General features: G+C 72.2%; 23 protein-coding genes. 14 read left to right on the top strand and 9 right to left on the bottom strand.

What is annotated here, in order from left to right:
* Positions 1 to 171: 171 nt before the first annotated feature.
* Positions 172 to 4,125 (top strand): Pls/PosA family non-ribosomal peptide synthetase, encoded by a 3,954-nt coding sequence (locus tag AB0N73_RS07975; protein WP_363562165.1) that lies wholly within the window; start codon positions 172 to 174, stop codon positions 4,123 to 4,125.
* Positions 4,122 to 5,411 (top strand): M1 family metallopeptidase, encoded by a 1,290-nt coding sequence (locus AB0N73_RS07970; RefSeq protein WP_363562163.1) that lies wholly within the window; start codon positions 4,122 to 4,124, stop codon positions 5,409 to 5,411. The genes AB0N73_RS07975 and AB0N73_RS07970 overlap by 4 nt, the downstream gene beginning before the upstream one ends.
* Here AB0N73_RS07970 and AB0N73_RS07965 read toward each other — a convergent pair.
* From AB0N73_RS07965 to AB0N73_RS07950, 4 genes are all read right to left on the bottom strand, one after another.
* Entirely contained in the window at positions 5,356 to 5,883 is a 528-nt protein-coding gene (locus tag AB0N73_RS07965) for a chemotaxis protein CheY (RefSeq protein WP_363562161.1), read from the bottom strand. The two genes, AB0N73_RS07970 and AB0N73_RS07965, sit on opposite strands and share 56 nt — an antisense overlap.
* Before the next feature lie 4 nt (positions 5,884 to 5,887).
* Entirely contained in the window at positions 5,888 to 6,826 is a 939-nt protein-coding gene (locus AB0N73_RS07960) for an NUDIX domain-containing protein (RefSeq protein ID WP_363562159.1), read from the bottom strand.
* On the bottom strand, positions 6,823 to 8,991 hold the full coding sequence (locus AB0N73_RS07955) for an RNA degradosome polyphosphate kinase (protein WP_363562157.1): 2,169 nt from the start codon (positions 8,989 to 8,991) through the stop codon (positions 6,823 to 6,825). The genes AB0N73_RS07960 and AB0N73_RS07955 overlap by 4 nt, the downstream gene beginning before the upstream one ends.
* A 63-nt stretch (positions 8,992 to 9,054) precedes the next feature.
* Entirely contained in the window at positions 9,055 to 9,744 is a 690-nt protein-coding gene (locus AB0N73_RS07950) for a response regulator transcription factor (protein WP_363562155.1), read from the bottom strand.
* Positions 9,745 to 9,861: 117 nt separating this feature from the next.
* Here AB0N73_RS07950 and AB0N73_RS07945 point away from each other — a divergent pair, with 117 nt between their 5' ends.
* The 4 genes from AB0N73_RS07945 (at position 9,862) to AB0N73_RS07930 (ending at position 13,134) form a co-directional block, all read left to right on the top strand.
* Entirely contained in the window at positions 9,862 to 10,158 is a 297-nt protein-coding gene (locus tag AB0N73_RS07945) for a hypothetical protein (protein WP_363562153.1), read from the top strand.
* Positions 10,159 to 10,317: 159 nt separating this feature from the next.
* Complete coding sequence (locus tag AB0N73_RS07940; protein WP_363562151.1) at positions 10,318 to 10,917, top strand: FABP family protein; 600 nt, start codon at positions 10,318 to 10,320, stop codon at positions 10,915 to 10,917.
* Complete coding sequence (locus AB0N73_RS07935; RefSeq protein WP_363562149.1) at positions 10,917 to 12,014, top strand: glycine cleavage T C-terminal barrel domain-containing protein; 1,098 nt, start codon at positions 10,917 to 10,919, stop codon at positions 12,012 to 12,014. The genes AB0N73_RS07940 and AB0N73_RS07935 overlap by 1 nt, the downstream gene beginning before the upstream one ends.
* Positions 11,965 to 13,134, top strand: coding sequence for an FUSC family protein (locus tag AB0N73_RS07930; RefSeq protein WP_363562147.1), 1,170 nt, complete (start codon positions 11,965 to 11,967; stop codon positions 13,132 to 13,134). Before AB0N73_RS07935 ends, AB0N73_RS07930 begins: the two co-directional genes overlap by 50 nt.
* Position 13,135: 1 nt before the next feature.
* On the opposite strand, the gene AB0N73_RS07925 is transcribed toward AB0N73_RS07930, so the two are convergent.
* Positions 13,136 to 13,954, bottom strand: a complete 819-nt coding sequence (locus AB0N73_RS07925; protein WP_363562145.1) for a class I SAM-dependent methyltransferase — start codon at positions 13,952 to 13,954, stop codon at positions 13,136 to 13,138.
* A 40-nt stretch (positions 13,955 to 13,994) separates the two neighbouring features.
* Between AB0N73_RS07925 and AB0N73_RS07920 the strand changes: the two genes are divergently transcribed.
* Positions 13,995 to 14,741 carry a phosphoglyceromutase gene (locus AB0N73_RS07920; protein ID WP_363562143.1) on the top strand — a complete coding sequence of 249 codons (747 nt, stop codon included), beginning with the start codon at positions 13,995 to 13,997 and terminating at the stop codon, positions 14,739 to 14,741.
* Between the two features lie 58 nt (positions 14,742 to 14,799).
* Here the strand turns inward: AB0N73_RS07920 and phoU are convergent, their stop codons facing one another.
* On the bottom strand, positions 14,800 to 15,471 hold the full coding sequence (gene phoU, locus AB0N73_RS07915) for a phosphate signaling complex protein PhoU (protein WP_363562141.1): 672 nt from the start codon (positions 15,469 to 15,471) through the stop codon (positions 14,800 to 14,802).
* A gap of 168 nt (positions 15,472 to 15,639) precedes the next feature.
* On the opposite strand from phoU, the gene AB0N73_RS07910 reads away from it, so the two are divergent.
* Both AB0N73_RS07910 and AB0N73_RS07905 read left to right on the top strand, forming a co-directional pair.
* Complete coding sequence (locus tag AB0N73_RS07910; RefSeq protein WP_363562139.1) at positions 15,640 to 16,872, top strand: ATP-binding protein; 1,233 nt, start codon at positions 15,640 to 15,642, stop codon at positions 16,870 to 16,872.
* Positions 16,869 to 17,552, top strand: coding sequence for a response regulator transcription factor (locus tag AB0N73_RS07905; RefSeq protein ID WP_363562137.1), 684 nt, complete (start codon positions 16,869 to 16,871; stop codon positions 17,550 to 17,552). Before AB0N73_RS07910 ends, AB0N73_RS07905 begins: the two co-directional genes overlap by 4 nt.
* 60 nt (positions 17,553 to 17,612) lie before the next feature.
* Here the strand turns inward: AB0N73_RS07905 and AB0N73_RS07900 are convergent, their stop codons facing one another.
* Positions 17,613 to 18,089, bottom strand: a complete 477-nt coding sequence (locus AB0N73_RS07900) for a DNA modification methylase (RefSeq protein WP_363562135.1) — start codon at positions 18,087 to 18,089, stop codon at positions 17,613 to 17,615.
* A gap of 174 nt (positions 18,090 to 18,263) precedes the next feature.
* Between AB0N73_RS07900 and AB0N73_RS07895 the strand changes: the two genes are divergently transcribed.
* Both AB0N73_RS07895 and ispD read left to right on the top strand, forming a co-directional pair.
* On the top strand, positions 18,264 to 18,746 hold the full coding sequence (locus tag AB0N73_RS07895; protein ID WP_363562133.1) for a CarD family transcriptional regulator: 483 nt from the start codon (positions 18,264 to 18,266) through the stop codon (positions 18,744 to 18,746).
* A gap of 14 nt (positions 18,747 to 18,760) precedes the next feature.
* Positions 18,761 to 19,954, top strand: coding sequence for a 2-C-methyl-D-erythritol 4-phosphate cytidylyltransferase (gene ispD, locus AB0N73_RS07890; protein WP_363562131.1), 1,194 nt, complete (start codon positions 18,761 to 18,763; stop codon positions 19,952 to 19,954).
* Positions 19,955 to 19,988: 34 nt separating this feature from the next.
* Here ispD and AB0N73_RS07885 read toward each other — a convergent pair whose 3' ends face one another.
* A complete protein-coding gene (locus AB0N73_RS07885; RefSeq protein WP_363562129.1) occupies positions 19,989 to 20,447 on the bottom strand; it encodes a GNAT family N-acetyltransferase in 459 nt (152 codons plus the stop codon).
* A 1-nt stretch (position 20,448) separates the two neighbouring features.
* Positions 20,449 to 21,369 (bottom strand): EamA family transporter, encoded by a 921-nt coding sequence (locus AB0N73_RS07880; protein WP_363562127.1) that lies wholly within the window; start codon positions 21,367 to 21,369, stop codon positions 20,449 to 20,451.
* Between the two features lie 62 nt (positions 21,370 to 21,431).
* Here AB0N73_RS07880 and cysS point away from each other — a divergent pair, with 62 nt between their 5' ends.
* Genes cysS through AB0N73_RS07865 form a run of 3 tightly spaced genes read left to right on the top strand, consistent with a single transcriptional unit; the run spans position 21,432 to position 24,569 of the window.
* Positions 21,432 to 22,859: a cysteine--tRNA ligase gene (gene cysS, locus AB0N73_RS07875; protein WP_363562125.1), complete on the top strand. Its 1,428-nt coding sequence runs from the start codon at positions 21,432 to 21,434 to the stop codon at positions 22,857 to 22,859.
* 2 nt (positions 22,860 to 22,861) lie between these two features.
* Positions 22,862 to 23,872, top strand: coding sequence for a 23S rRNA (guanosine(2251)-2'-O)-methyltransferase RlmB (gene rlmB / locus AB0N73_RS07870; RefSeq protein WP_363562123.1), 1,011 nt, complete (start codon positions 22,862 to 22,864; stop codon positions 23,870 to 23,872).
* Between the two features lie 55 nt (positions 23,873 to 23,927).
* On the top strand, positions 23,928 to 24,569 hold the full coding sequence (locus AB0N73_RS07865) for an NAD(P)H-binding protein (RefSeq protein ID WP_363562121.1): 642 nt from the start codon (positions 23,928 to 23,930) through the stop codon (positions 24,567 to 24,569).
* Positions 24,570 to 24,687: the final 118 nt, after the last annotated feature.

Raw genomic sequence — 24,687 nt, 5'->3', positions numbered from 1 at the left:
TTCACGTGTCAGGGATACGGGCCCGGTGCAGGGCTCCTGACGAAGCTAGACACGGCCGTTTACCAGCGTCCCCAATACGGGTGAACGGCAGGTGAACGACCCGAGGCGGATCCGCGCGGAAATGGGCGAGCCGACACCGGCTGTTCACCTGCGCTGCCTACCGTCGGGAACATGCACCACGACCCGCAGACACCGCTCGATCGAGGCGCCCAGACCCCTGCGGCGCGCACGCTCGTCGACATTCTGCACGACACGGCGGCCCGCCATCCAGAGGCGTCCGCGCTCGACGACGGTTCGGGTGCGCTCAGCTACCGCGAGCTAATGCGGGAGGTCTCGCGCACGGCCGCGCGCCTGATCGAGGCGGGCGTCGTGCGCGGCGATCGCGTGGGCGTGCGCATGCCCTCGGGGTCGAAGGAGCTCTACATCTCGATCCTCGGTGTGCTGGCGGCGGGCGCGGCCTACGTGCCGGTGGATGCCGACGACCCGGACGAGCGGGCGCGGCTGGTCTTCGGCGAGGCGCGGGTCGCCGGGGTGATCGGCGCCGGTGGCGTCTTCGTCGCGCGCGTCGACGAGACCGAGCCGGATGCGGATGCGCCGACCGGTGGCGTCGTGTCGCTGACGGACGGGCCGCATCCGACGACGCAGGCGGTGCAGGCCGTGCCGGCGCCGCGTCTGGACGACGACGCGTGGATCATCTTCACCTCGGGCTCGACGGGGGTGCCGAAGGGAGTGGCGGTCTCGCACCGGTCGGCGGCCGCCTTCGTCGACGCCGAAGCGCGCCTGTTCCTGCAGGGGGCTCCGCTCGGCCCCGGCGACCGCGTGCTCGCGGGGCTGTCCGTCGCGTTCGACGCGTCGTGCGAGGAGATGTGGCTGGCGTGGCGGCACGGCGGCTGCCTCGTGCCCGCGCCGCGCTCGCTCGTGCGTTCGGGCGAGGACCTGGCGCCGTGGCTCATCCGGCAGGGCATCACGGTCGTCTCCACCGTCCCCACGCTCGCGGCGATGTGGCCGGTCGAGTCGATCGAGAACGTGCGCCTGCTGATCTTCGGCGGCGAGGCCTGCCCGCCCGAGCTCGCGGCGCGACTGCAGTCCGAGGGCCGGGAGGTGTGGAACACCTACGGTCCCACCGAGGCCACCGTCGTCGCGTGCGGTGCGATCCTCGACGGCTCGCTGCCGGTGCGCATCGGGCTGCCGCTGGACGGCTGGCAGCTGGCGGTCGTCGATGCCGAGGGGCAGCGCGTCGCCGAGGGCGAGGTGGGCGAGCTCATCATCGGCGGCGTGGGACTGGCCCGGTACCTCGATCCGGCCAAGGATGCCGAGAAGTACGCCCCGATGCCGAGCCTCGGCTGGGAGCGGGCGTACCGGTCCGGCGACCTCGTGCGCTACGAGCCCGCGGGTCTCGTCTTCCAGGGACGCGCCGACGACCAGGTCAAGGTCGGCGGGCGCCGCATCGAACTCGGCGAGGTCGAGTCCGCGCTGCAGGATCTGCCCGGGGTGAGCGCGGCGACGGCCGCCGTGCGCCGGACCGATGCCGGGGTCTCGGTGCTCGTCGGGTACCTGGTGATGGAGCCGGGTGTCGAACTCGACCGTGCGGCGTCGCGCGAGCTCCTCGCCGGTAGCCTGCCGGCGGCCATCGTGCCGCTGCTCGCGGTCGTCGACGAGCTCCCCGTCCGCACGTCGGGCAAGGTCGACCGCGCCGCGCTGCCATGGCCGCTGCCCGGCCTCGAGAGCGCGCCGACGGGTCTCAGCGCGTCCGAGACCTGGCTGGCTGAGCAGTGGCAGGCCGTCCTCGGCATCCCGGTGCCGGGCGCCAAGGCGGACTTCTTCGACCTCGGTGGCGGATCGCTCGCCGCGGCGCAGCTCGTCTCCCGCATCCGCGCCCGGGTCCCCGAGTTCGCCGTCGCCGACATCTACGACGTGCCCCGGCTGGGCGCGATGGCCAAGGCCCTCGGGCCGTTCCTCGGTCCCGAGGAACCCTCCGACTACCACGTCGCGCGCCCCACGCCCCGAGCGGCGCAGTGGCTGCAGACGCTCGTCGGCGCGCCCCTGTTCATCCTGTCGGGCGTGCGCTGGCTGCTCTATGTGCTGACGGCCGGAACGGTGCTCGGCTGGATCCCCGGCTACGAGGCGCTGCCGTCGGCCCCGATCTGGATGCTGATCGTCGGCTGGATCGTGTTCGTCACGCCGTTCGGCCGCATGGCGATCTCCGCCGCCGCATCCCGGCTGCTGCTGCGCGGCGTCCGCGCCGGCGACCACCCGCGCGGCGGGTCTGTGCACCTGCGGCTCTGGCTCGCCGAGCAGATCGCCGACCAGGTGGATGCGGTGGGCATGGCCGGAGCGCCTTGGGTCACCTACTACGCCCGTGCGCTCGGCGCGAAGATCGGCCGCGACGTCGACCTCCACACCCTTCCGCCCGTGACCGGGATGCTCGAGGTCGGCGACGGCGCATCCATCGAGCCCGAGGTGGATCTTCGCGGGTACTGGATCGACGGCGACGTCCTGCGCCTGGGCGCCATCCGCATCGGCGCGCGCGCGACGGTCGGAGCGCGCAGCACCCTCGCGCCGGGCACCCGCATCGGTCAGCGCGCCGAGATCGCCCCCGGTTCCGCCGTCTTCGGCCGCGTCCGCGCCGATCAGACCTGGGCGGGTTCGCCGGCCGTCCGGGTGGGCGGCACGGCGGGCGACTGGCCCGACCACCGCCCGCCGACGCCGCACGGATGGACCTGGGCGTACGCGGCGTCCGCGCTGGGGCTGGCCCTGCTGCCCTTCGTCGCGTTCCTCGCCGGCGCCGTGGTCATCGCCCTCGGCATCCGGGGCTCGGCGACGCTGACCGAGGCTTTCCTGCTGTCGCTGGCCTGGCTCGTGCCGGGCGTGCTGCTGACCGGTCTCGTGTTCGCGGGTGCCGTCGTGGTGAGCGTGCGCCTGCTCTCGATCGGCCTCGCCGAGGGCATCGTCCCGGTGCGCAGCCGCGTGGCGTGGCAGGCGTGGACGATCGAGCGGCTGCTCGACTCGGCCCGCACGATCCTCTTCCCGCTGTACTCGAGCCTCTTCACACCGGTGTGGCTGCGGATGCTGGGGGCCCGCGTCGGGCGCGACGTCGAGGCCTCGACCGTGCTGCTGCTGCCCTCGCTCACTCGCATCGAGGACGGGGCGTTCCTCGCCGACGACACCATGGTCGCGTCCTACGAGCTGCACGCCGGCTGGCTGCGGCTCGGCAGCGTGCGGATCGGCAAGCGCGCCTTCCTCGGCAACTCGGGCATGGCCGCCGGCGGGCACCGGGTGCCGCGCGACGGCCTGGTCGCCGTGCTCTCGGCCGCTCCCCGCAAGGCCAAGGCGGGGTCGTCCTGGCTGGGCTCGCCCGCGGTCCGGCTGCGCCGCGCCGTCGCGGGCGGCGACGAGAGCCGCACCTACCGGCCCACCGCGCGGCTGCGCGCCGCCCGCACGCTCTGGGAGCTGCTGCGGTTCGTGCCGGTCGTGGTGACCTGCGCCATCGGCATCGGCGTGCTGTTCGCGCTCGCCGCCCTCACCGCGTGGCTGGGGGTCGTGTGGGCGCTGCTGCTCTCCGGGCTCGTGGTGCTCGGCGCCGGGGCGGTCGCCGCCGGCATCACGGTCGTCGCCAAGTGGGCGGTGGTCGGCCCCATCCGTGCGGGGGAGCAGCCGCTCTGGTCGAGCTTCGTCTGGCGCACCGAGGTCGTCGACACGTTCACCGAGATGGTCGCGGCGCCCTGGTTCGCGCGCGGCGCGGTCGGCACGCCCGCCCTCGCGGTCTGGCTCCGCGCCCTCGGCGCCCGCATCGGCGCCGGCGTGTGGTGCGATTCGTACTGGCTGCCCGAGCCCGATCTGGTGACACTGGGCGACGGATCCACCGTCAACCGCGGGTGCGTCGTGCAGACGCACCTGTTCCATGATCGAATCATGAGCATGGACACCGTCGAGTTGGAGCCCGGGGCGACCCTCGGCCCCCACAGCGTGATCCTCCCCGCGGCCGTCATCGGCGCCGACGCGACGGTGGGGCCCGCCTCGCTCGTGATGCGCGGCGAGTCCGTGCCCGTCGGCACCCGGTGGAGCGGCAACCCGATCGGCCCGTGGCGCGCGGTGAAGGTCCGCGCCTACCAGTCGACATCGTGACGGCAGTCGATCCCTACGCCCCGCGCAGCGGCGACCTGTCGTACGAGGTGCACGCCTACGACCTCGAACTCGACTACCGCGTGCGCACCAACCGGTTGGACGGCGTCGCCCGGCTCACCGCGGCCCTCACCGCGCCGACGCGGGCGATCGACGTCGATCTCGTCGGCCTCCGCGCCGCCAAGGTGCGCGTGGATGGCGTGAGTGCCGCGTTCCGGCAGGGACCCCATCGTCTGCACGTCACCCTGCCGCGTCCTCTCGATGCGGGCGAGACGTTCGTGCTCGAGATCCGGTACGAGGGAGCTCCGGGCCCGCGCCGCTCGCGCTGGGGCACGATCGGCTGGGAGGAGCTCGACGACGGCGCACTCGTGGCCAACCAGCCGACGGGCGCCCCCACCTGGTTCCCGTGCAACGACCGACCCGACAACCGCGCCCCGGTGCGGCTGCGGATCTCGACCGACCGCGAGTACGCGGCCGTCGCGGTCGGCACCCGCGTCAGCGACGAGGTGCGCGGACGGCGCCGGACGGCCGAGTACGTCTCGGACGTGCCGACCGCCACCTACCTCGCCGCCGTGCAGATCGGCCGTTATGCGCCGAACGATCTGGGGGAGCCCGAGGGGCTGGCGATCGAGCTCTGGGCGCCGACGGCGCTGCGGACGGCCGCGCTCGCCGCGTTCGCCGACGTGCCGGCCATGGTGCGGGCGTTCGAGGAGGCCTTCGGCCCGTACCCGCAGCCGCACTACCGGCTCGTCGTCACGGCCGACGACCTCGAGATCCCGCTCGAATCGCAGGGGATGGCCGTGTTCGGTGCGAACCACCTCGACGCCGACAGCGAGCGCCTCGTGGCCCACGAGCTGGCCCACCAGTGGTTCGGCAACAGCGTCGGCATCGCGCGCTGGCAGGACATCTGGCTCAACGAGGGATTCGCCTGCTACGCGGAATGGCTGTGGTCCGAGGCCTCGGGCGGCGAGAGCGCGGATGCGTGCGCGCGGGCGCACCACCGCGCGCTCGCCGCCGAGCCGCAGGACCTCGTGATCGCCGACCCGGGCCCGGATCTGATGTTCGACGACCGGGTCTACAAGCGCGGCGCGCTCACCCTGCACGCCCTGCGGCTCACGCTCGGCGATGCCGACTTCTTCGCGCTGCTGCGGTCGTGGGCGGAGCAGAACCAGCACTCGCTCGTGTCGACGGCCGGCTTCCGCATCGCCGTGGGAGGCGAGCACGCGGCGCTGCTCACCGCGTGGCTGGATCGGCCTGCCCTGCCGGCGCTGCCGCGCGCGCGACGCTGAGAACGACCCCGGCCGGGCCGATGAGATCCGCTCCCGAGAAGGGATGCGGCGCGCCGGGCACCCGCGCCGTCCACCGCGCGCCGGCGTCGCTCTCGATCCGAACGGTCGCGACGTCCAGGGCGAGCCCGCGACCGTCCGCCTTCGCGACGGCCTCGAGCCGCGTCCAGTCGCGCAGGGTCGCGCCCGCCCGCAGCCGTTCGACTCCCGCCGCGTCGGCGGGGTCCCCGCACTCCGCGTCGATCCCGAGGGCGTGGACACCCGCGCCGACCGCCGCGAACACGTGGGATGCGGTGTAGGCGAGCGACACCGCATCCACGCCGCCGTCGAGGCGGGGGACGCCGTGCGCGCCCCCGCAGTGTACGCACGGCCCGTGACGGAGGGCTGCGCCGGTCATGTCGCGCACGAGGGCGTTCGCCGCGCGACGCCGGTCGCCTCGCCCGAGCGGCGCCCACCGTACGCGCACGCCGTGCATCGGGTCAGATCTTCGGCAGGTGGGTCTCGATCGCCGCGATGCCCGAGCCGGGGTTCGTGCGCGACAGGTGCACGACCGAGAACCCGCCCACATCCAACGCCGAGGCGCTGCCCAGGTACGAGCCGCGCAGGGTGCCGGTCGCGAGTGCCAGCTCGTGCAGGATGTCGGGCAGCACCGGGCCGTGGCTGCAGACCACGGCGGGCTTGCGCGAGCGCACGCGCTTGCCGATGACGGTGCGCACGTCCGAGGTGCCCGACTCCCACGCATCCTGGCTGATCAGCTCGGTGGAGCGCACCCGGCGGTCGAGCGCCGTGGCGAGCGGGGCGACCGTCTGCAGGCAGCGCGTGGCGTCCGACGAGACGATGCGGCGCACGCCGAACGCGCGGAGGGTCCCTACGATGGCGTCCGCCTGCCGGTGACCGCGTCCCGAGAGCGGGCGCGCGGCGTCCGCGTCGTCCCAGTCGTCTCGCGAGACCGCCTTCGCGTGGCGCAGGGCGATGATCGGGAACGTCTCGAGCACGCCGTCGTCGACGAAGCGCAGGAAGTTCTCGAGGATCTCGACGTCGACCGGGTAGCTCAGGTAGCCGAGGGCCCGCTTGGGCGTGACCCATTCGATCGCCGCGATCTCCTTGTTCGGCACGAAGGCCGATGCGCGGATCGCCGCATCCGTGGCCTCGGCCGACCAGTAGTGCACGATCTTCTGCCGTCTGCTGGGCATGCGGTACCGGGAGACGCCCACCGGCAGGCCCAGAGCCACGCGGATGCCGGTCTCCTCGAAGATCTCGCGCACCGCGGTCTCGACCAGCGCCTCGCCCGGATCGACCTTGCCCTTGGGCAGCGTGACGTCGCGGTAGCGGGTGCGGTGGATGACCAGGACGAGGAGCTTTCCCTCGACCTGGCGCCAGACGACACCGCCGGCCGCGTAGACGGCGGTATCCGTCATCGGACCGCCCGCGAACGACGCCGGCGCTGCACGATCGACATGGTCTTGTCCTGCATGTCGACGAGGGGCTTGCCCTCGGCGTCGGTCGAGTGACGGGTCCATACGCCGTCCCCGCCCAGACGCCACGCGCTCGTGCCCTCGCTCATGGCCAGGTCGAACAGGTCGTCGAGCTCCTTCAGCTGCGCCGGGGCGACGATCCGCACGAGCGCCTCGACGCGGCGGTCGAGGTTGCGGTGCATCATGTCGGCGCTGCCGATGTAGGTCTCCTGCTCGCCGTCGTTCTGGAACGCGAAGATACGGGAGTGCTCGAGGTAGCGCCCCAGGATGGAGCGCACCGTGATGTTCTCGCTGAGCCCCTCGACGCCCGGCCGGATGCTGCAGATGCCGCGCACCCAGACCTGCACCGGCACGCCGGCGCGGCTGGCCTGGTACAGCGCGTCGATGATCTGCTCGTCGACCATCGAGTTGACCTTGATGCGGATGCCGGAGGGCTTCCCCTCCAGTGCGTGCCGGCGTTCCCGGTCGATCAGACGCAGGAGGCCCTTGCGCAGGTGGAGGGGGGCCACGAGCAGGCGCTTGAACTTCTTCTCGATGGCGTAGCCGCTGAGCTCGTTGAACAGACGCGTGAGGTCGCGGCCCACCTGGCCGTCGACGGTGAAGAGGCCGAAGTCCTCGTAGATGCGGCTGGTCTTCGGGTTGTAGTTGCCGGTTCCGACGTGCGAGTAGCTGCGCAGCACGCCCGCCTCCTCGCGGATGACCAGCGCCAGCTTGCAGTGGGTCTTCAGGCCCACGAGGCCGTACACGACGTGCACGCCCGCCTTCTCGAGCTTGCGTGCCCAGACGATGTTGTTGGCCTCGTCGAAGCGCGCCTTGACCTCGACCAGGGCCAGGACCTGCTTACCCGCCTCGGCCGCGTCGATGAGCGCCTGCACGATGGGGCTGTCGCCCGAGGTGCGGTACAGCGTCTGCTTGATGGCGAGCACGTGGGGGTCGCGCGCTGCCTGCTCCAGGAACGCCTGCACGCTGGTCGCGAACGACTCGTACGGGTGGTGCACGAGCACGTCGCCCTTGCGGATGGCGGTGAAGAAATCGGGGCGCTCGTTGTTGTCGCCCGGCTGGAACGCGACCGCCGTGGTCGGCACGTGCGGCGGGTAGTGCAGGTCGGGGCGGTCGATGCGCGACAGGTCGAACAGGCCCCGCAGATCCAGGGCGCCGGGCAGCCGGTAGACCTCCTGCTCGGTGATGTCGAGCTCGCGCACGAGCAGGTCGAGCGTCAGGTCGTCCATGTCGTCGGTGATCTCGAGCCGGATGGGCGGGCCGAACCGGCGCCGCATCAGCTCGGCCTCGAGCGCCTGGATCAGGTTCTCGGTCTCGTCCTCCTCGATCACCATGTCCTCGTTGCGGGTGAGGCGGAAGGCGTGGTGGTCGAGGATCTCCATCCCCGGGAACAGGTCCGAGAGGTGGTTCGCGATGAGGTCTTCGAGCGTGATGTAGCGCACGCGCTCGCCGTCGCGTGCGACCTCGACGAAGCGGGGGAGCATGGGCGGCACCTTGAGGCGCGCGAACTCCTGCCGGCCGGTCTTGGCGTTGCGGATGCGGATCGCCAGGTTCAGCGAGAGCCCGGAGATGTACGGGAACGGGTGCGCCGGGTCGACCGCGAGCGGCATGAGCACCGGGAACACCTGCGACTGGAAGTAGTCGTACAGACGCGCGTGGTCGTCCTCGTCGAGTCCGTCCCACCGCACGACCTCGATGCCGGCCTTCGCGAGCGAGGGGCGCACGAGCTGCTCCCAGGCCTCGGCGTGGCGCAGCTGGAGCGCGTGTGCCTCGCGCGAGATGTCGGCCAGCACGTCCTGCGCCGCGCGCCCCACGTTGGTGGGAACGGCGAGGCCCGTCTTGATGCGACGCTTCAGTCCGGCGACGCGCACCATGAAGAACTCGTCGAGGTTGCTGCCGAAGATCGCGAGGAAGTTGGCCCGTTCGAGAGCGGGGACGGTGGGGTCCTCCGCGAGCTCGAGCACGCGCTGGTTGAACGCGAGCCAGCTGAGCTCGCGGTCGAGGTAGCGGTTGTCCGGCAGCTCGGCGTCACCCGTGTCGACCGCCACATCGAAGTCGTCGTCGTCTGCGTCGCCCAGGCCTGCATCGAGCATCTCGTCGGAGATCATTCCCACATCATTGCAGCCGGAGGTGACGCCCGCGTGAACATGGCCGCGGGCCGATCCGCGACGTCAGGAACGGGCGCGCGGTGCGGGGGCTTCGTCGTCTTCGTAGACGTTGAAGCGGTAGCCGACGTTGCGCACGGTGCCGATGAGCTGCTCGAGGTCGCCGAGCTTGGCGCGCAGGCGTCGCACATGCACATCGACGGTGCGGGTGCCGCCGAAGTAGTCGTAGCCCCACACCTCGCTCAGCAGCTGCTCGCGGGTGAAGACCCGTGACGGATGCGTCGCGAAGAAGTGCAGCAGCTGGAATTCCTTGTACGTGAGATCCAGCGGCTTGCCGTGCACCTTCGCGGAGTACGAGGACTCGTCGATCGTGATCCCCGAGGTCTGGATGCGGGTCGACACCTGCTCCTTCGACACCCGGCCCACGGCCAGGCGGATGCGGGCATCCACCTCGGCAGGGCCGGCCGTCACGAGGATGACGTCGTCGACGCCCCAGTCCGTCGACACGGCGGTCAGCCCGCCCTCGGTGACGATCAGCACGAGGGGCGTGTCGAGGCCGGTGGTCGTCATGATCTTGCACAGCGACTTCGCGCCGACGAGGTCGAGGCGGGCGTCGACGAAGACGACGTCGGCCTGCGGGGCGTTGACGAGCTGCGCCGCCTCGGCCGGGATCTGTCGGACGCGGTGGCTCAACAGCTCGAGCGCCGGGAGCGCGGGCGCGCTACCGGCGGAACTCAGAACGAGAAGCTGTGCCAAGGGTCACCTTCCGGAGCGTCGGCTCATCGGCCTCATCCTATGCGCTGTCGTGCACACGCTCGATCGCGGGCACCGCCGCGGCGTGCGTCCGGGCCCTCGTTGGGTGACAATGAGCGTATGACCGCACCCGAGCTCGTGCCTCGTCGTCCCTTCGGCGGCATCGTCGCGGTGTGGATCGTCGCCGCCGTCGCCGGCCTGGTCGTCGCGTTCGTCGTGCCCGAGGAGTGGCGCGCGACGTGGATGACGATCGCCCTGGGCGGGTGCCTCATCCTGGCGTTCTCCATCCAGCTCGCCTACGGACGCCCGCAGCGCTTCATCCAGCGCGTCGCACTGAGCACCCTCGGCGCGCTGCTCGTGCTCGGGGTGATCAGTGCGGGCCTCGCTCTCGCGTCGGTCACCGCCCTGATCGCCTGACCCGGGGCGCGGACGAGGGGCTAGAGTAGGGACCATGGACCTCGTCGCCCTGGAACTCTTCTTCGTGGGCCTGCTCGGGCTGGCCTCCCTCGCGATCGCCTTCGTCTCGGCGGTCGTGCTCAAGAACCTGTACCGCGGCCAGCGCTGACGGAGCGGGCAGTGATCGAACTCCCCACCGATCTGCCCGCCGACCTCGCGCCGCTGTCGTGGCTGCTGGGCGTGTGGGAAGGCACCGGCGTCATCGACTACGAGGCGGACGGCCACCACTTCACGGGTGAGTTCACGCACCGCGTCAGCTTCAGCCACGACGGCGGGCCGGCGCTGAACTACTCGGCCTCGGCATGGATCATCGACGGCGAGCAGCGCACACCGCTCGTGGCCGAGGTCGGCTTCTGGCGGCTCGTCCGCCCGGTCGACGCCGCGGAGCCCGGTCCCGGCCTCCTGCCCGGCATCGGCGAGGCGCCGCTGCGCACCGTCGACGACGTCGAGGCGCTCCGCACGCCCGAGGGCGGGTTCGAGATCGAGGTCGACCTCGTGCACTCCGACGGCGTCAGCGAGCTGTACCTCGGACAGATCCAGGGCCCGCGCATCGACATCGCGACCGATGCGGTGGTGCGCTCGGCCAGCGCTAAGCCGTACACCGCCGCGACCCGCCTCTACGGGCTGGTCGACGGACACCTGCTGTGGGCCTGGGATGTGGCGGCGCTCGGGTCCGAGCTCGGCTCCCACGCCTCGGCGCGTCTCGCGAAGGTCGACTGATGCCCGGCGCGTTCTCCGGCGTCCCGGGCGCCGTGGTCGACGACGGGGTGCTCCGGCACGCCGGGGACCCGATGCGCGAGCAGCGCGCGCTGGTGCGCGGCACCGCCATCGCCCCGCGCGGCGATCGTCGCGTGCTGGCCGTGACCGGCGAGGACCGGCTCACCTGGCTCGACTCGATCACCTCGCAGGCCCTCGCGCAGTTGCCGACCGGTCGCTCCACGGAACTCCTCGTGCTCGATCCGCAGGGGCGCGTCGAGCACGTCGCCGGCGTCGTGGATGACGGCGAGACGACCTGGCTCTTCGTCGACGCCGACGACGCGGCGGGGCTGCTGACCTTCCTCACGCGTATGCGGTTCCGGCTGCGCGTGGCCCCGCGGGACGCCTCCGACGAGTACGCGATCGTGAGCGTCACGGACGACGGGATGGGGCTGCTGCGTCCCGCGGCGCCCTCCGGCCCCGCCGTGGTGTGGCGCGACCCGTGGCCCGATGTGACCGAGGGCGGCGCGGCCTACGCGCACCCGGACGATCACCCGGGCGACGACTGGCGCTGGAACGACGCGCTCGTCGACGCCGCCGAGCAGGACCGTCTCGCATCCCTCGCCGCCGCGGGCGAGCTGACGGTGGCGGGTGCGCTGGCCGTCGACGCCCTGCGCGTCGCCGCGTGGCGACCGCGCTGGCGCGACGAGGTCGACGAGCGCACCATCCCGCACGAGCTCGACTGGCTGCGCACCGCGGTGCACCTCGACAAGGGCTGCTACCGCGGGCAGGAGACGGTCGCGAAGGTGCACAACCTCGGCCACCCGCCGCGGCGGGTGATCGCCCTGCACCTCGACGGCAGCGCCGAGTCGCTGCCGCGCCGGGGCGACGTGGTCCTCTCCGGCGGCGCCGAGATCGGACGCATCACCTCGGCCGCCCGGCACTACGAGGACGGGCCCATCGCGCTCGCCGTCGTCAAGCGCACCGCCGACACCGACGTCGACCTCGTGGTGCAGACCGAGGACGGCGACGTCGCCGCATCCGCCACGACCGTGGTGCCGAAGGATGCGGGTGCGACGGCGGGCGTTCCGCGCCTCCCGCGCCTGTCCCGTCGGCGCTGACGACCCGGTGGACGACGCCAGCGCCACCACGCGCGCTGTGCCCGTGCGGCTGCGCGACCGGCTCGACCTGCGCCCGCGCCTGGCGCGCGTGCGCACCTCGCTCCCCGCGGTCGCCCAGCTCGTGGTGGCCGCCACCGGGGCGTACGCCTTCGCGCACCTGGTGCTCGGCCACGCGGCGCCCGTGCTGGCCGGAACGGTCGCGCTCTCCAGCCTCGGCCTCGTGCGCGACGCGCGCCCGCGCCGGGTCGCCGAGACGGTGGCAGGGATGCTCCTCGGCATCGTCGTGGCGGAGCTGCTGCTCTGGGGGATCGGTCCGGGCTGGTGGCAGCTCGCGGTGACGCTCGGTGCCGTCCTGCTGCTGGCCCGCCTCTTCTCGCCCCAGGCCGGTTTCGCGCTGGCGGCCGCCATCCAGGGCCTCATCGTCCTGCTCTTCCCGCTCTCGAGCACGGATGCGGCGTGGGCCCGCCTGATCGACGGCGCGGTGGGCAGCGTCGCCGCGCTCCTCGTGACCGCGCTCATCCCGCGCAACCCCCGCGCCGAGCTGCTGCGCGAGGCGCGGGAGCTGTTCCGCGAGGCCGACGCCGCGATCGCCGCGATCGTGCAGGGCCTGCACCGCGGGGATCGACTGCGCGCCGAGCGCGGTCTCGAGAAGGCGCGGGCCCTCGACCCGCTCGTGCGCGCCTGGCACGAGTCGCTCGACTCGGCGGCCGCCGTCGCCCGCATCTCGCCGTTCCTGCGCCGACGACGCACCGAACTCGATCGTCATCGTCGGGTGCTGGCGGCCACCGACCTCGCGGTGCGCAACCTCCGCGTCATCGGACGCCGCGCGGCCTACCTCCTCGACGACGGCATCGCACGGCCCGTGCCCGCGGACGTCCTCGCCGGTCTCGGCCGGGGCCTGGCGCTCGTCGGAGAGTCGCTCGGAGACATCGAGCAGGAGCCGGTGGCGCGCGAGAGCGTGCTGGCCATCGCCGCGCACCTGAACCCCGCCGACGTCCTGCCAGGGGCCGGCGCGGGGGAGCAGGACCTCGTCGCGGCGATGCGTCCGCTCGCGGTCGACCTGCTGACCGCGGCCGGGCTCTCGGGCGCCGACGCGCGACGATCCGTGCCCCGGCTCTGACTCAGTCGCCGGGCGCCACGCTCTGCCACGGCACGGTGACCTCGCCCAGCCGCCACCGGGCACGCTCCCGCAGCGGCCACCCCTCTGCCGTGAGGGCCTGCATCGCCGCCCGCCAGCGTTGCACCGGCCCGAAGGCCGAGAGTGCCGCCGCGCGCTCCCACTCGCGGTCGAGTCCTTCCAGGAACGCGTGCACGCGCTCCCCGGGGACGTTGCGGTGGATGAGGGCCTTGGGCAGGCGCTCCGCCGCGATCGAGGGCATCTCGAGGTCGGCGAGGCGCAGCGCGATCGTCAGGGTGCGCGGGGCGGCATCCGCGCCCACCTCGATCCACGTGGCCACCCGCCCCACCTCGCTGCACGTGCCCTCCACGAGGATGCCGTCGGGGGCGAGGCGGCGCGTCATCCGCGACCAGGCGTCGGCGACCTCGTGCTCGTCGTACTGGCGCAGCACGTTGAAGGCGCGGATGACGATCGGCGGGCGCGGGGCGGGCACCTCGAAGCCGCCGCGGTCGAACGCGACCCGGGCATCGGGGCGGAAGGGGGTCTCGCCGGCGCGCACCGCGGCCAGCTGCGCGCGGGCGGACGCGACGCGCGCGGGGTCGATCTCGAGTCCCTGCACGGCCGCGTCCGGTCGCACCCGATGCACTCTGGCCTCGAGTTCGAAGGCCGTCACGCCGCTCGCCCCGTAGCCCAGATCGACCACCAGCGGATGCGGATCCGCGCGTCGCAGCACGGGATGCCGGGCGATCCACCGGTCGACGCGGCGCAGGCGATTCGTCCCCGTGGTGCCGCGGGTGATGCGGCCGACGGGTGAAGCGCTCATGGCCCCATGATGCCAGCGCCGGGCTGGATATCATGGGCTCATGACTTCCCCACACACCCTGATTCTGCTTCGCCATGGCCAGAGCCAGTGGAACGAGCTGAACCTGTTCACCGGCTGGGTCGATGTGCGCCTGACCGAGCAGGGCAAGGCCGAGGCCGCCCGCGGCGGCGAACTGCTGGCCGAGGCCGGGCTGCTGCCCGACGTCGTGCACACGTCGCTGCTGAGCCGCGCCATCCAGACCGCGAACCTGGCCCTCGACGCCGCCGACCGGCTCTGGATCCCGGTCAAGCGCACGTGGCGCCTCAACGAGCGTCACTACGGCGCGCTGCAGGGCAAGGACAAGGCCGAGACGCTCGCCGAGTTCGGCCAGGAGCAGTTCATGCTCTGGCGCCGTTCGTTCGACGTGCCGCCGCCGCCCCTCGCCGACGACTCCGAGTTCAGCCAGGTCGACGACCCGCGCTACGCCGGCATCGACGGCGAGGTTCCCCGCACCGAGTCGCTGAAGCTCGTCATCGACCGCCTGCTGCCGTACTGGGACGAGGCCATCGTCCCCGACCTCACCGCCGGCAAGACGGTGCTGGTCGCGGCCCACGGCAACTCGCTGCGCGGCCTCGTCAAGCAGCTCGAGGGCATCAGCGACGACGACATCGCCGAGCTGAACATCCCCACGGGCATCCCGCTGGTCTACCGGCTCGACGAGAACCTGAAGCCCCTCGGCCCGGGCGAGTACCTCGACCCCGAGGCTGCCGCGGCGGGCGCCGCCGCGGTCGCGAACCAGGGCAAGTAAGCCACGTACGAGGAAGGGCCGGATGCGAATCGCATCCGGCCCTTCCTCGTACCCGGTGTCAGGCCGGGGTGGTGTCCTCGGCGGGCACGGGCGACCAGTCGCCGGTCGCCAGGTAGACGATCTTCTTCGCGACCGACACCGCGTGGTCGCCGAAGCGCTCGTGGTAGCGGCTGGCGAGCGTGGCGTCGACCGTCGCGGCGGCCTCGCCCTGCCAGGTGTCGCTGAGCACCTTCTCGAAGACGCTGACGTGCAGATCGTCGAGCTTGTCGTCCGCGTTGCGGATCTCCTCGGCGAGGTCGAGATCGCGCGTGCGCAGCAGCTCGGTGAGCTTGCGGGCCAACTCGACGTCGATCGCACCCATGCGGGTGAACGTGCTCTTGAGGCCGCGCGGGATGGCGCGGTCGGGGAAGCGCATGCGGGTGAGCTGCGCGATGTGCTCGGCGATGTCGCCCATGCGCTCGAGCGACGCGCTGATGCGCAGCGCCGAGACGACGGTGCGCAGATCGCTCGCGACCGGCTGCTGCCGGGCGAGGATGTCGATCGCGAGCTCGTCGAGGGCGATGGCCTTGTCGTCGATCACCGGATCGTTGTCGATGACCTCTTCGGCGAGGGCGACGTCGCTGGTTCCGAACGCCGTCGTCGCCTTCTCGATCGCTTCGGTGACGAGCTCGGCGATCTCGACGAGCCGCAGGCGGACGTCGTCGAGGGACTGCTGGAAAACCTCGCGCATGAAAACAGGCACCTTCCTGGGGTCGTGGGGGCGGCCCGGCCGCAACCTGGGCGATTCTCGTCGTCGAAGGTTAACGAACGGTGCCGCGGGAGTGAATTGTACCGAGGTGACCCGCCTGCAGAGGGCCGCGGGTGGGGTCCGGGTTCAGCATCCATTTACGCTGGAGCCATGAACTCGTCGCAGCTGGCGCTGCTCGCCCTGCTGGTCGGGGTCGTGATCGGGGCGGCGATCACGCTGCTGATCTTCGGTGCCATGCGGGCCAGGGCGCGGGTCGAGGCCCGCAATTCGGCGGCGGTTCCCGAGGGTGTTCCGGCGGTCCTCGCCGCGATGGATGACAGTGCCGTCGTCGTCGATGCGTCGGGCACGGTGCGCGCCGCATCCACCAGCGCCGAGGCGTTCGGCATGCACGTCGAGGCCGTCCTGCCCGAGGACGCCCTGCGCGAGCTCGCGCGGAACGCCCGCGCAGGACGGGCGGCGACGACCGCGAGCATGACGCTGCGCCGTGCCGCCTCGCCCGCGGAGGCGCGTCTGGTCTCGGCCCGCGCGACGGTCATCTCGCCGCGCCTCGTGCTGATCGTCATCCGCGACATCACCGAGCGCGAGCGCGTCGAGCAGATGCGTCGTGACTTCGTCGCCAACACCTCGCACGAGCTGAAGACGCCGGTCGGCGCGGTCAGCCTGCTCGCCGAGGCGATCGAGTCGGCCGCCGACGACCCCGCGCAGGTGCGCATCTTCACCGCGCGGCTGAGTGCCGAGGCTGCACGCCTCGCGTCGCTGACCTCGCGTGTCATGAACCTGTCGCGGCTGCAGTCCGCCGACGAGCTCGCCGAGGTGCGCGACGTCTCGGTCGACTCTGTCGTCACCTCGGCCGTCGAGGCGCACATGCTGCCGGCCGGCTCGGCCGGCGTCACGCTGGTGCGCGGCGGCGCGCGCGGCCTGTACGTGCGCGGCGACGCCCAGATCCTGACCGAGGCGCTCGGGAACCTCGTCGCCAACGCCATCGCGTACTCGCCGTCGGGCTCCAGCGTGGGCATCGGCGTCAAGCAGGTGCACAATGCCGTCGAGATCGCGGTCACCGACCGCGGCATCGGCATCTCGGAGGAAGATCAGCAGCGCGTGTTCGAACGCTTCTTCCGCTCCGATCAGGCGCGTTCGCGGCGCACCGGCGGCACCGGCCTCGGGCTGTCGATCGTCAAGCACGCCGTGCAGCGGCACGGCGGCGAGGTGCGCATCTGGTCGCGCGTGGGCCGCGGGTCGACGTTCACCATCCAGCTGCCCCTGGCCGCGCCCCCGGACGACCTGGATGCGGCGCCTCGTCCGCGGCGTCGGCCCAAGCGCCCCAAGAAGACCCCCGCCGCGGTCGCGGCGTCGCCCGACACGACGAACGGAAACCTGGAATGACACGAGTGCTCATCGTCGAGGACGAGCCCGACCTCGCCGACCCGCTGGCGTACCTGCTGCGCCGCGAGGGGTTCGAGGTCGAGATCGCCGAAGACGGGCCGACGGCCCTCAGCGCCTACCGCGAGCGGGGCGCCGACATCGTGCTGCTCGACCTGATGCTGCCCGGCATGCCGGGCACCGAGGTGTGCCGGCAGATCCGCACGTCGTCGGCGGTGCCGATCATCATGCTGACGGCCAAGGACAGCGAGGTCGACATCGTCGTGGGGCTCGAGCTCGGCGCCGACGACTACGTCACCAAGCCCTACTCGGCACGCGAGCTGTTGGCGCGGATGCGGGCGGTGCTGCGCCGCTTCGCGCAGGTCGAGGCCGACCTCGACGAGCGCGTGCTGCAGGGCGGTCGTGTGACGCTCGACATCGACCGGCACACGGTGTCGGTGGGCGGTGGCGAGATCAACATGCCGCTCAAGGAGTTCGAGCTCCTCGAGGTGCTCATGCGCAACGCCGGTCGCGTGCTCACCCGCGGACAGCTGATCGACCGGGTGTGGGGCACGGACTACTTCGGCGACACCAAGACGCTCGACGTCCACATCAAGCGCATCCGGTCGCGCATCGAAGAGAACCCCAGCGATCCGGTGATGCTCGTGACGGTCCGCGGACTCGGTTACCGCTTCGAGTCCTGACCGACGAAAAAGAGGAGGGCACCCCGCGCGGGGTGCCCTCCTCTTTCGTCGTATGCGTGACTACGGGACCAGGGGAGCCAGGTACTCGAGGTCGCCGTTGAGGACGGGGATGTCGGTGCGGGCGCCTTCGCCGTCGCCGGACTGGAAGAAGACGGGCACGGTCGCGCCGGGCTGCGTGTTCAGGTCTTCGATGAGCAGGGGCTCGGTCTCGTCGGTGCCGAGGCTCAGGGTCTCGCCGCCGCGGACGCGCAGGGTCAGCGAGACGGCGTCCGAGCCCTCGCCCACCTGGATGTTCAGCGAGGTGGGGTCGTCGGTCGTGTTCACGATGGCGGCGACGAGGTTGCCCTCGGTGCCCTCGTCGTTCGCGACGATGAGGACGTTGCGCAGCTGCAGCGGTCCGCTGCTGTCGGGCACGTTCATGCCGTCCGACGGGGCGTACTGGATCGTGGTGCCCTGGGGCGCGAGCATGGCGCAACCGCTGGTTCCCAGGACGACAGCAGCGCCCACGATGACGGACGCGATCAGGCGCGTTTTCACGGTTCCTCCTGGTGGCAGACGGCTTCGCCCTCAGTCTACGGGGTCCGCGCCCGCGTCCCCGAATGACGACGGCCTGCGGACGCTCGCGCGCGGGAGTGGGGGAGCGGCGAAGGCGCGAACCTTAGCGCATGCACCCCTGTGGTATCCTGGTCGTTGCCGAAAGGACATAACTCCATGCTTTTTGAGGTTGGCGAAACGGTCGTATACCCGCACCACGGGGCGGCGACGATCATCGAGGTCAAGGAACGCGTCATCAAGGGCGAGACCAAAAAATACTTGAAGCTCAACGTCACTCAGGGTGATCTGGTCATCGAGGTCCCGGCCGAGAATGTCGACCTGGTCGGCGTGCGCGACGTGATCGGCAAGGACGGTCTCGAGCGGGTCTTCGAGGTGCTGCGTGCGCCGTTCACCGAGGAGCCGACCAACTGGTCGCGCCGCTACAAGGCGAACCTCGAGAAGCTGGCGTCGGGTGACGTGATCAAGGTCAGCGAGGTCGTGCGCGACCTCTGGCGCCGCGATCAGGACCGCGGCCTGTCGGCCGGAGAGAAGCGCATGCTCGCCAAGGCGAAGCAGATTCTCGTGTCCGAGCTCGCTCTGGCAGAGAAGACCGACGAGGAGAAGGCCAGCCTGCTCCTCGACGAGGTCCTCGCCAGCTGACGGACGGCGCGCACATGGTCGCGCCGGTGCCGCGCATCGCGGTCATCGTCGTCGCGGGCGGATCCGGAACCCGTCTGGGGGAGGACGCGCCCAAGGCGTTCGTGGGGCTCGATGAGCACACGATGCTGCGTCACGCCCTCGACGGCGTCTTCGCCGGCGTCGACGCGCAGGTGGTCGTCGTCGCGCCCCGCGGCCGTGAAGGACAGGCGTCGACCGACGCGATCGCCGCGGCCGGACCGCGCCGCGATCAGGTGAGCGTGGTCACGGGCGGCGCGACACGGCAGCAGTCCGTCGCCGCCGGGCTGAAGGCGCTCTGGGGCGACGTCGAGATCGTCCTCATCCACGATGCGGCGCGGGCGCTCACGCCTCCCGCCGTCTTCGCGCGCGTGGTCGCTGCGATCGACGAGACGGGCTGGGGAGCGATTCCGGTCGCGTCCGTCGTCGACACCATCAAGCGGGTGGCCGACGGGCAGGTCGTCGCGGCTCTCGATCGCGCCGAACTCGGCGCAGCGCAGACGCCGCAGGGCTTCCGGCGCGATGTGCTCGAGTCCGCCTACGCGAGTGCGACCGAGGAGTACACCGACGACGCGGCCCTCGTGGCCGCGGCCGGGCATCGCGTCGCCGTGGTCGAGGGCGATCCGCTGGGCTTCAAGATCACGCTGCCCGCCGACCTCGCTCGCGCTCGCTCGCTCGTGACCGCGAGTCCCGCCCATCCGGCACGCCTCGACCGCACCGGACTCGCGCCGCGTGTCGGGGTCGGCACCGACGTGCACGCCTTCGGCGGCGAGGGCGTGCTGTGGCTCGCGGGCCTCGAATGGCCGGGGGAGCGGGCGCTGTCCGGCCACTCCGACGGCGACGCGGTCGCCCACGCCATCGTCGACGCTCTGCTGTCGGCGGCGGGTCTCGGAGACATCGGAACGCACTTCGGGGTCGACCGCCCCGAGTACTCCGGTGCGCACGCCGAGGCCTTCCTCGCGCGCACGCGCGCCCTCGTCGGCGAGGCGGGATGGGCGATCGGCAACGTGTCGGTGCAGGTGCAGGCCACGCGCCCGCGGTTCGCGCATCGCCGTGCCGAGTCCGAGGCGGTGCTGACGGCCGCGCTCGGAGCGCCGGTCTCGGTGGCCGCGACCACGACCGACGGCCTCGGGTTCCCGGGGCGCGGCGAAGGCGTGTTCGCGGTGGCGGTCGCGCTGCTCGTTCCCGCGTGACGGCGAAGACGATCCTGCTGCGAGACCGCGGCGCTCAGAGGGTGCGCGTCATGAAGATCGAGAACGGGTCCTCGACGTAGTCGTCGAAGGGGCCGCAGACGACGAACCCCTCGCTCTCGTAGAGCCGCACCGCGGGTACGAACTCCGCGGTGCTCCCGGTCTCCAGCCACAGGCTGGCGAGCCCCAGCGTGCGCGACTCCGCCACGATGTGGCGCAGCATCCCCCGACCGATGCCGCGCCCGAGATGCGACGGGGACACCCGCATCGACTTGATCTCGCCACGGGTCGCGCCGCGGAGGGCGAGGGCTCCCATCCCCGCGAGCTCGGCGCCGTCCCAGGCGGTCCAGAACCGGATCGACGGGTCGGTGAGGGCGGTCGCGTCGAGCGCGTGCACGCTCTCCGGCGGCGAGGTGTCGTGCATCCCGGCCAGGTGCGACGCGACCAGGGCGCGGACCGCGGGAGTCGTCAGATCATCCGGGCGGTAGTCGATCACGTCAGGCCTCCACGGCGAACGGGCGCGGATCCTTGGGGCCGCGCGAGCCCCATGCGAGAAGGACGAGACCCGCCGCGAGAGCGGCGACGCCGGCCAGACCCGCGCCGGGGATGACCTCGCCCAGCACGAGCACGCCCAGAAGCGCGGCCGTCACCGGTTCGGCCAGGGTGAGCGTGGCGGCGGTCGCGGCGGTCAGGCGCTGGAGGCCCCAGGTGAACAGCGTGTAGGCGATCGCGATCGTCGCCAGCCCCAGCCAGAGCGCGAGCGCGATGCCCGACGGCTCGGTGAGCCACGTGAGGTCGGCGAACGGCAGCATGGCCACGGCGCAGATCGCCGATCCGAGTCCCATGGCGCCCGCCACCGTGAAGGGGTCCCATCCGCCGTCCATGAGCCGGCGCTGCGCGTTCGCGAACACGGCGAACGCGGCGCCCGCCCCCAGCGATCCGAGGACCCCCACCGGGTCGACGCCGCCGTCCGCGCCGCCGCCGAAGGCGAGGAGCACCACCCCGAGGGTCGCCAGGGCGGTGGCGATCATCCAGGTGCGTCGCGGCAGGCGCCGGGTCAGCGCCCACTCGATGAGGCCGGCCAGGACCGGGGCGGCGCCGAGCGCCACCACGGTTCCCACGGCGACGCCGCTGCGGGTGGTGCCGAGGAAGAAGAGGGGCTGGTAGGCGGCGAGGCAGATGCCGGTGAGCGCCATGAGGGCGAACGCGCGTCGCGTGAGCGGGGGAGTCCGCGCGGCGGTCCGCGTGCGATGACGGCGGGCGAGCGCGAAGCCCAGAGCGGCCAGGGCCGTGCCGCCGACCGCCAGACGGACGGCGCCCACCGCCCACGGCGTCGTGCCCTCGGGTCCGAGTGCCTGCGAGGTGCCGGTCGTTCCGAACAGCACCGCCGCGGCGAGCACGGCGAGCACGGGGAGCATCCGTCCTTTGTACCGCGTGCGTATGACGGGCTGGTAACGGGCCCCGCCGGTAGGCTGGTCGGGTGACGATCCGGCTCTACGACACCCAGGCGCAGCTCCTGCGCGACTTCGTGCCGCTCGATTCCGAGAACGTCACCATGTACGTCTGCGGTCCCACCGTGCAGTCCGGGCCGCACATCGGGCACCTGCGTGCCGCCCTCAGCTTCGATCTGCTGCGCCGGTGGCTCGCGCACCGCTACGGTCGCGTCACGTTCGTCCGCAACGTCACCGACATCGATGACAAGGTCCTCGACAACGCCACGCCGACGGAGCCCTGGTGGGCGCTCGCCTACCGCATGGAGCGCGAGTTCACTGAGGCCTACGGTGCGATCGGCATCGAGGCGCCGACCTACGAGCCGCGCGCCACCGCATCCATCCCGCAGATGATCGCCCTCATCGAGGAGCTCGTCGAGCGCGGGCATGCCTACCCGGCGCCGGACGGCTCGGGCGACGTGTACTTCGACGTCCGCTCGTGGTCGGCCTACGGGTCGCTCACGCACCAGTCGATCGACGCGATGGAGGCGGCGACGGATGCCGACCCGCGCGGCAAGCGCGACGCCCACGACTTCGCGCTGTGGAAGGGCGCCAAGGCCGGTGAGCCGGCGGACGCGTCGTGGGAGTCCCCGTGGGGCACAGGCCGGCCCGGGTGGCACATCGAGTGCTCGGCGATGTCGCGCCGGTACCTGGGGCCGTCGTTCGACATCCACGGCGGCGGACTCGACCTCCGCTTCCCGCACCACGAGAACGAGCTCGCCCAGTCCACCGCGGCGGGCGACGCGTTCGCCCAGTACTGGGTGCACAACGGACTCGTGACCGTCGACGGGCAGAAGATGTCGAAGTCGCTGGGCAACTTCGTGCTCGCCGCCGATGCGCTGGCGCTGCGCGAGCCGCTGGTCGTGCGCTACGCGCTCGCCGCCGCGCACTACCGCTCGAGCCTCGACATCTCGGAGAAGACGTTCGACGAGGCGGAGGCCGCTCTCGAGCGCATCGCCACGTTCATCGCCCGGGTCCGCCGCACCCTCCCCGGTGCGCCGGACGAGACCGCGATCGGGGTCCTGCCCGAGGCGTTCGCCGCAGCGATGGACGACGACCTGGGCGTGCCGCAGGCGCTCGCCGTGCTGCACGAGACCGTGCGCCGCGGCAACGTCGCGCTCGATGCGAGCGACACGGATGCGGCCTGGCGCGCCTTCACCGAGGTGGATGCCATCATCCGCATCCTCGGATTCGATGAGCTGGCCGGCAGCGGCGACGACACCGGTGCGACCGCGTCGGCGCTCGACGCCCTGGTGCAGAGCCTCATCACCCAGCGCGCCGACGCGCGCGAGATCAAAGACTGGGCCACGGCAGATCGCATCCGCGACGCCGTCGCGGCCGCGGGGATCGCCCTCGAAGACTCGGCGGGCGGCACCCATTGGAGCATCACCGGGGACCGCCCCGGAACGAAGGAGTAAACATGGCAGGCAGCAAGCCCGGTCGCCCCGGCGCGGCCAAGGGAAAGAAGGGCCCCACCAAGGGCACCGGCGGCAAGAACAAGCGGTCGCTCGAAGGACGCGGACCGACCCCCAAGGCCGAGGATCGCGCCTGGCACCCCGCGGGCAAGCGCAAGGCCGCGGCCGAGCGCTTCGCCGCCGCGGGCGGCACCGGCAAGCCCGGCGGCCGGCCGCAGGGCGGGGGCAACCCGAACCGCACCGGACGGGCGAAGCAGATCGACGACACCGAGACGGTCACGGGCCGCAACTCGGTGCTCGAGGCGCTCCGCGCCAAGATCCCCGCCACGGCCTTCTACATCGCGCAGCGCGTCGAGATGGACGACCGCGTCAAGGAGATGCTGTCGACCGCGACGCAGCGCGGCATCCCCGTGCTCGAGGTCACGCGCCCCGAGCTCGACCGGATGGCCGGATTCGACGGCGTCCACCAGGGCGTCGCGCTCAAGGTTCCGCCGTACGAGTACGCCCACCCGCAGGATCTGCTCGAGAAGGTCATCCACCGCGGTCAGGTGCCGCTCTTCGTCGCGCTCGACGGCGTCACCGACCCGCGCAACCTCGGCGCCATCATCCGCTCCACGGCGGCGTTCGGCGGTCAGGCGATCATCGTCCCGCAGCGTCGCAGCGCCGGCGTCAACTCGGCGGCGTGGAAGACCAGTGCGGGCGCCGCGGCGCGCGTGCCGGTGGCGGTCGCCGCCAACCTCACCTCGACGCTGAAGGACTTCAAGAAGCAGGGCGTCTTCGTGCTCGGCCTCGACGGCGGCGGCGACGTGTCGCTGCCCGCGCTCGAGCTCGCGGACCGTCCCGTCGTGATCGTCGTCGGGTCCGAGGGCAAGGGTCTCTCGCGCCTCGTGACCGAGACCTGCGACCAGATCGTCTCGATCCCGATCTCATCGGCGACCGAGTCGCTCAACGCCGGCATCGCCGCATCCGTGGCGCTCTACCAGGTGGCGACGATCCGCCAGAACCCGACCGCCTGACCCCCTCCGCACGACCCATCGCACGATCCGACCGCACGATCCGAAGGAGAGCATCATGACCCGCATCGCCGTCATCGGCGGCACCGGCTACGCCGGCAGCCACATCGTCACCGAGGCCGCCAAGCGCGGTCACACCGTGCTGTCGATCGCGCGCACGGTCGCCGCCGAGCGCGTGACGGGCGCGACCTATCTCGAGGGCACGCTGCTCGACGTGCCGACGCTCGCGGCCGAGCTCGTGGGTGTCGACGTCGTCGTCTCGGCGGTCGCCGCCCGCGGCGACATGCTCGGCAACCTGCGTCCCGCGATCGCACAGCTGCTCTCGGTGCTGCCGGAGGACGTGCGTCTCGGCGTCATCGGCGGCGCGGGCGGTTCGCTCGTCTCGCCCGACGGCCCGCGACTGGTCGACACCGACGGCTTCACCGACGAGTTCAAGCCCGAGGCCCTCGAGGCCATCGGCATCCTCGACGATCTGCGCGCGGATGCGGCCGGTCGCGACTGGTTCTACGTGCACCCCGCGGGCGGCTTCGGCGCGTGGGCACCGGGGGAGCGCACCGGCTCCTACCGCGACGGCGGCGATGTGCTCGTCGTCGACGACAACGGGGAGTCGTTCATCTCCGGTGCTGACCTGGCCGTCGCCGTTCTCGACGAGATCGAGTCCCCGAAGCACTCCCGCGAGCGCTTCACCGTCGGCTACTAGCCCCTGGCGGGTCCCGCCCCATCCCACCGCCCCACCCCGCCGCGGGGGGATGCGCGGGGGGGGCGCGGGGAGGAGCGGGGCGGGTGGGGGGCACCCGCGGAGGTGGCGGGGGGGGGGT

It is taken from the genome of Microbacterium sp. NPDC089189 (assembly GCF_040685095.1).
GTDB lineage: Bacteria > Actinomycetota > Actinomycetes > Actinomycetales > Microbacteriaceae > Microbacterium.
Note: the sequence above shows the minus strand (reverse complement) of the source record. Positions and strands in the feature narration are given on the sequence as shown.

Bases quoted from the DNA above. Each gene is read 5' to 3' on its own strand.
- AB0N73_RS07975 (WP_363562165.1), top strand. From the start codon at position 172: ATGCACCACGACCCGCAGACACCGCTCGATCGAGGCGCCCAGACCCCT.
- AB0N73_RS07965 (WP_363562161.1), bottom strand. From the start codon at position 5,883: ATGCACGGCGTGCGCGTACGGTGGGCGCCGCTCGGGCGAGGCGACCGG.
- AB0N73_RS07960 (WP_363562159.1), bottom strand. From the start codon at position 6,826: ATGACGGATACCGCCGTCTACGCGGCCGGCGGTGTCGTCTGGCGCCAG.
- AB0N73_RS07955 (WP_363562157.1), bottom strand. From the start codon at position 8,991: ATGATCTCCGACGAGATGCTCGATGCAGGCCTGGGCGACGCAGACGAC.
- AB0N73_RS07945 (WP_363562153.1), top strand. From the start codon at position 9,862: ATGACCGCACCCGAGCTCGTGCCTCGTCGTCCCTTCGGCGGCATCGTC.
- AB0N73_RS07935 (WP_363562149.1), top strand. From the start codon at position 10,917: ATGCCCGGCGCGTTCTCCGGCGTCCCGGGCGCCGTGGTCGACGACGGG.
- AB0N73_RS07925 (WP_363562145.1), bottom strand. From the start codon at position 13,954: ATGAGCGCTTCACCCGTCGGCCGCATCACCCGCGGCACCACGGGGACG.
- AB0N73_RS07920 (WP_363562143.1), top strand. From the start codon at position 13,995: ATGACTTCCCCACACACCCTGATTCTGCTTCGCCATGGCCAGAGCCAG.
- phoU (WP_363562141.1), bottom strand. From the start codon at position 15,471: ATGCGCGAGGTTTTCCAGCAGTCCCTCGACGACGTCCGCCTGCGGCTC.
- AB0N73_RS07910 (WP_363562139.1), top strand. From the start codon at position 15,640: ATGAACTCGTCGCAGCTGGCGCTGCTCGCCCTGCTGGTCGGGGTCGTG.
- AB0N73_RS07905 (WP_363562137.1), top strand. From the start codon at position 16,869: ATGACACGAGTGCTCATCGTCGAGGACGAGCCCGACCTCGCCGACCCG.
- AB0N73_RS07895 (WP_363562133.1), top strand. From the start codon at position 18,264: ATGCTTTTTGAGGTTGGCGAAACGGTCGTATACCCGCACCACGGGGCG.
- ispD (WP_363562131.1), top strand. From the start codon at position 18,761: ATGGTCGCGCCGGTGCCGCGCATCGCGGTCATCGTCGTCGCGGGCGGA.
- AB0N73_RS07880 (WP_363562127.1), bottom strand. From the start codon at position 21,369: ATGCTCCCCGTGCTCGCCGTGCTCGCCGCGGCGGTGCTGTTCGGAACG.
- rlmB (WP_363562123.1), top strand. From the start codon at position 22,862: ATGGCAGGCAGCAAGCCCGGTCGCCCCGGCGCGGCCAAGGGAAAGAAG.
- AB0N73_RS07865 (WP_363562121.1), top strand. From the start codon at position 23,928: ATGACCCGCATCGCCGTCATCGGCGGCACCGGCTACGCCGGCAGCCAC.